Below are 4834 nucleotides of genomic sequence, written 5' to 3'. Positions count from 1 at the left end.
GAAGGCTTATCTTGATTCGGTTTCAGTGGCCGGGAAAACATTCAAATATACTGAAAAAGGACCTATTGGACTACTAACAGATAAAAAAGCATTGCACATTCAAGCACGCGGTGGAGTTTATTCTGAAGGTCCTGCAGCTCAATTGGAAATGGGACATCGTTATTTAAGTATCATGATGAGTTTCTTTGGAATTCCGGCTTTCGAAGGGCTATTTGTAGAAGGACATAATGCAATGCCAGATAAAGCACAGGAAATAAAAGAAAATGCTATTGCCCGTGCTAAAGACCTTGCTCATACTTTCTAGTTTTATAAAGTCGAAGAGATAGACCCATGTCGGGTCTGTCTTTTTTAATAGTGTGATAGGGTATTAGTGAACAATATAAAGTATGAAACTAAAAAAACGGGAGCCATTTCGATAGAAACGGCTCCCGTTTTTTTTACTTCTCAACTTTTTGGGGGGAATGGCCACAAAGTACTGGCTTTTCATATTGAATATTGCGGCGAATTCATCCCTTCATCAATCATTCTAAATGGACATTATTTAATTAGGTTTAACGATAACAGGAATAATGATTTTAAATCCACCATATTCCGCAATGATAACAGCGGCTCCTTCAGACTTCGTTAGGATCTTATGATCAGCGGTCACTTCAGCTACTTCCGAATTAGAACTATTCCATTTGACATCAGCTGTAACGTCTTTTATCGTTCCATCGCTGGACATAGCATTTATGACTACTTCATTTGTTGAGCCTGCTGAATTTACGATATAACCCGGCGAAGAACTTATCCCCCTAATAAATGTAGGATACTTTGCTACAACTTCAACATCAATTGTCTTTGACATTCCAAAAACAGTAGCAGTTATTGTCGTTTTTCCTACAGAGTGAGCGATGATATGTCCATCAGCAGAAATCGTTGCAACCGATTCGTCCGCCACCGTCAATTTTGCTTTGCTAGTAAGATTATAACAATCACAATTTCCATCTCTGCCATGATGACCAAAGAAGCCATTAATTGAGATGTCAGTGGACTTATTAGGTTCTAACATTACATTTCTAGTTGTCCATTTATTGTTTTCAGCCCAATATAAATCTACAGGTTTAGTGTTTCTTACCCAAATAGCATCTCTCAAACCATAATAATTGAACCAGATGTATGCTTCACCAGGGCCGACCCATGTAATGACTCCGTTCTGGTCAACAGTTGCTACACTTTCGTCGGAAGATTCCCATTTCCCTTCTGTATCAACCTGAACGATATTATGATCTGTATATTCAGCAAACGCGTTCGCATCAATAGTTCCTTCTTCAGGGTGTAATATCATCCCATTGCTATTATTAGTTATCGCTTCTACTATATTTCCTGCTTCAGGCTGTATTATCATCCCCGCGCTAACAATTCCTACTAAATTTAATGGTCCAGCTTGATCTTGTACTTTTACTGGAATTTTAATAGAAGAGAAACCTGCAATTGTTGCACTAACCGTCGTTTTTCCAGTATTCATTCCAATAAATTTCCCGTCTTTAACACTTACAACTGTAGGTTCATCTGTTGTCCATTGAATTGAATTCGTTATTTCTCTTTGAGTTCCATCATTGTATTGAGCAAAAACATGTACTGGATAAAGCTTATCTTTTTGAACAACAACATCCAAGGAGGAAGCAAGCAAGGACTCAATTTTTAAATCTTTTATTAACGCATCATTCCCAGAAAGAATTGAAACATTCAAGATTTTTGTGCTTGTTCCGTAATCGATAAGTACCTGCGTTGTTCCTGCTGCTACTGCTGTAAGGACCCCATTCTTAACTGTAACTTTGTCCGGGTCTAATGTTGTGAATCTTGAGTCTGATGTAACGTCAGCAGTTGAACCATCCTTATATTTTGCTTTAACAGAGAACGAATGCGTGTGCTCAGATAAACTAAAGGTGATATCATTTTCACTAGGAATCAGATCAACAATTTTATTTGCAAAATCTTTAGAAGGTTCATTTGAAACGACAATTGAAATCTGCTTTGAGTATCCAGAGCTATCTACGGTAATAATTGTTGTACCAGTGCCTACAGATGTAAGTAGGCCATCTTTATTTACTTTAACAACATCAGGATTAGATGATTTATATACCGCATAAGAAGTCGAATTTGATCTGTCTGAATAGGTCGTTTTTACCTCTAATTGCTGCTGTTGATTTACTACCATATTTTTCATATCTGGTGTAACAGAAATTGATTCAGGGTTTGGAGCCTGCTTCTGACCGTCTTTATCCGTGACTGCCACCGGGATATCTACAAAGTAACGAAAATCATTATAGATAGCATGCAAGACAGTTGTGCCACTTAATTGACCAATAACTTTTGATTCACCACCATATTTTCGGGAAACTGAAGCTACGTGGAAATTGTCGAAGTACAATTCAACGGAACCTGTTACATCCTCAGTACTCCCATCACTATAAATCGCATTTATTTTAATAGGCGTTTCTTCACCTATTCCTAAAGAGAGGTTTGGTTGAGAAGCTGTCAAACCAATAACTCTAGGAGTTGTAAGCTTATTGGTGACAGTAACCTCAATTTTAACTGGAGGAAGAACATCTGAACGATAGGAAGCTGTCACAAACGTTTTACCTGTCTTACCTCCAATGATATATCCTGAATCAGTAACCGTTGCAATGCTGTTATCTTCGACTGTCCATTTGACATCATTAGGATTTACATTTTCAACTAAAGTCATACCACCATCTGATATTCCATTAGTGAATACTTCGGTTAAATTAACAGGCCAATTTTGTCCTGGCATTAGTTCAACTGTAGGTTCATCAGTTATAAGCTTTGTAGGCTTAACAACATTAACAAGTACAGCACCAACCAACTTATCATACTTAAAATAAATATATGCTTGGCCGATTCCAACTGGGGTTATTTGACCATCTTTACTTACCGTAGCTACATTTCGATCTGTCGTTGTCCAACTTCCTAAAGAAGTAACCTCTTTATTCCCCAACATGGGGTTCTTTGTAATGGCACTTACTTGAACCGACTTATCAGAGGTTTCTAACCTCAACATGTCAGCCGACAGGTACAGCCCCGTTACATTTTCAGGAATATCTTTTATCGAAGCAAAGAAATTTATTTGTGGAAAAGTTGAGTAGGTTACTTTCAATGAAACATCACCTGGTGATATCCCTTTTAATACGCCACCTTCAACCTTTACAATCGAAGGATCTCTTGATTCCCATGTAGCTAATTTAGTTACGTCTTCCATCGAGCCATCGCTATAAAGCGCTTTCAATGCGATAGGACGCTTTTCCCCTTCATTTATGTAGGTAATTTGATTCGCCGCTAAAACGAGCGATACAATTTTTTTCCCTTCTGAAGGATTTAGCTTTTGACTTGAAACACGCGCATCTTGAGTAACATTTACTTCAACGTTTAACACTGCATTACCAAGACTGAATTGTACATGTGTAGACCCTGCATTCACTGCTGTTAGCACTCCACTAGCAACTGTAACAACTTTCTCATCTAGTGAAGTCCATTCTCCTTCTGCTGTAACATCAGCTTTGGAACCATCCTTATACTCTGCTTCAGCCTTTAAATCGTGTTTGCCTTTAGAAAGAGAGAACGAGACTGTCGATTCACTTGGAGTAAGTTTTACGATCTCCTTTGAAGGCGGTTCCTTTGTTTCCTTTACTGACCTTACAGGTGAGGCAGAAGCCAAACTACTAAATAGAGACAGGATTACGGTAAAGATGAGAGTTAATGCTGTAATTTGTTTTGTTACCTTTTTTCTCATTTGTCAACCTCCTATTTTTTTTATATTAATCAACCTGTAAATACAGACTGGTAATATCAATCTACTAATACTAGATTTTTTCATGTGATTTCATCTTTCACACTGACCTTGTTTATTGACAAAGAGATTCTATGAAAAATTGACGTTATTTTCATTGGATATGTATTTTTCATCATTAAAAATTTATTAGATTTTTTCCAATTTTCACAATTCAAATACTAAATTATGACTAATAAATTGACAACTAAATATTTTTTTAAAAAAGTAACGTTGAACGCCTAATCTGCCCAATAAAGGGGGAATTCTTAATAAAATTCAAACCATTATTATTGCCGAAGCGCCTTTTTGTTCACTCTTTTCGACCGATTCATACACACATTTATTTAAAATTCGGTCTTTATCATTTCATTTTGATTCATAATAAAGGACAAAATGAGGTTCACCCCATACATAGTAAATATAACGGTCTCTTTTTTTGAACAATCACAACAAAAAAAGGGTATTAAAATACAAAGATTTCATAACCCTTTTTGCTATTGCAGTGTATAAATAACCAAATATCCTGTATTTTTGTAAAATTATTGTTGTTTTCATAATAAAGTTATTCAAATTACTCTTCTAATAACTTTTCCAAAATTTTTTTATCATTATTCTTCCTTTTTCTTCAGCAACAAGATTCTTTTCTTCAGTGGTTAAAACTCCTTTGATGAGAGTAATCACCATATCTTGAACAATATACGTTTTTGCTTCTTGAGGACCGCGCCCAAGTAATTCTCATTGTAATTTTATCAATGATGAACTAATTTATGATTCCACTGCTTAGTATCAAACGTAAAAATGTAAGGTGTTAGGATGTATAATAAAGGATTTAACCATACAAAACTAGCGAATGTTACTCTCCATTCGTTGGATGGCAACATTCGCTTTTATTGTTAAGTTTTTTGTATTCAGGTTTAAAAGGAATTGAAAATATTTTCTATTGTGCTGATTGCATTACCATGCTATGATTAAGATGTCAAATGTGAACAATTTGTGAAATTT

Annotated in this window: 2 protein-coding genes and 1 pseudogene; 1 reads left to right on the top strand and 2 read right to left on the bottom strand. The window is 35.9% G+C overall.

Going from position 1 to position 4834, the window contains the following annotated elements; genetic code table 11:
* A partial coding sequence (locus V7659_RS28015; protein ID WP_335543341.1) for an NAD(P)H-dependent oxidoreductase occupies positions 1 to 304 on the top strand: 304 nt, incomplete at its 5' end.
* Between the two features lie 237 nt (positions 305 to 541).
* On the opposite strand, the gene V7659_RS28010 is transcribed toward V7659_RS28015, so the two are convergent.
* A complete protein-coding gene (locus V7659_RS28010) occupies positions 542 to 3793 on the bottom strand; it encodes an Ig-like domain-containing protein (protein ID WP_335543340.1) in 3252 nt (1083 codons plus the stop codon).
* 636 nt (positions 3794 to 4429) lie between these two features.
* Positions 4430 to 4567, bottom strand: a pseudogene (locus V7659_RS28005) (Na-translocating system protein MpsC family protein); the annotation flags it as partial.
* Positions 4568 to 4834: the final 267 nt, after the last annotated feature.

Source organism: Neobacillus drentensis (assembly GCF_036966985.1).
GTDB lineage: Bacteria > Bacillota > Bacilli > Bacillales > Cytobacillaceae > Neobacillus > Neobacillus drentensis_E.
Note: the sequence above shows the minus strand (reverse complement) of the source record. Positions and strands in the feature narration are given on the sequence as shown.

What these genes read in the sequence shown, in the direction of transcription:
- V7659_RS28010 (WP_335543340.1), bottom strand. Translation starts at nt 3,793, where the DNA reads ATGAGAAAAAAGGTAACAAAACAAATTACAGCATTAACTCTCATCTTT.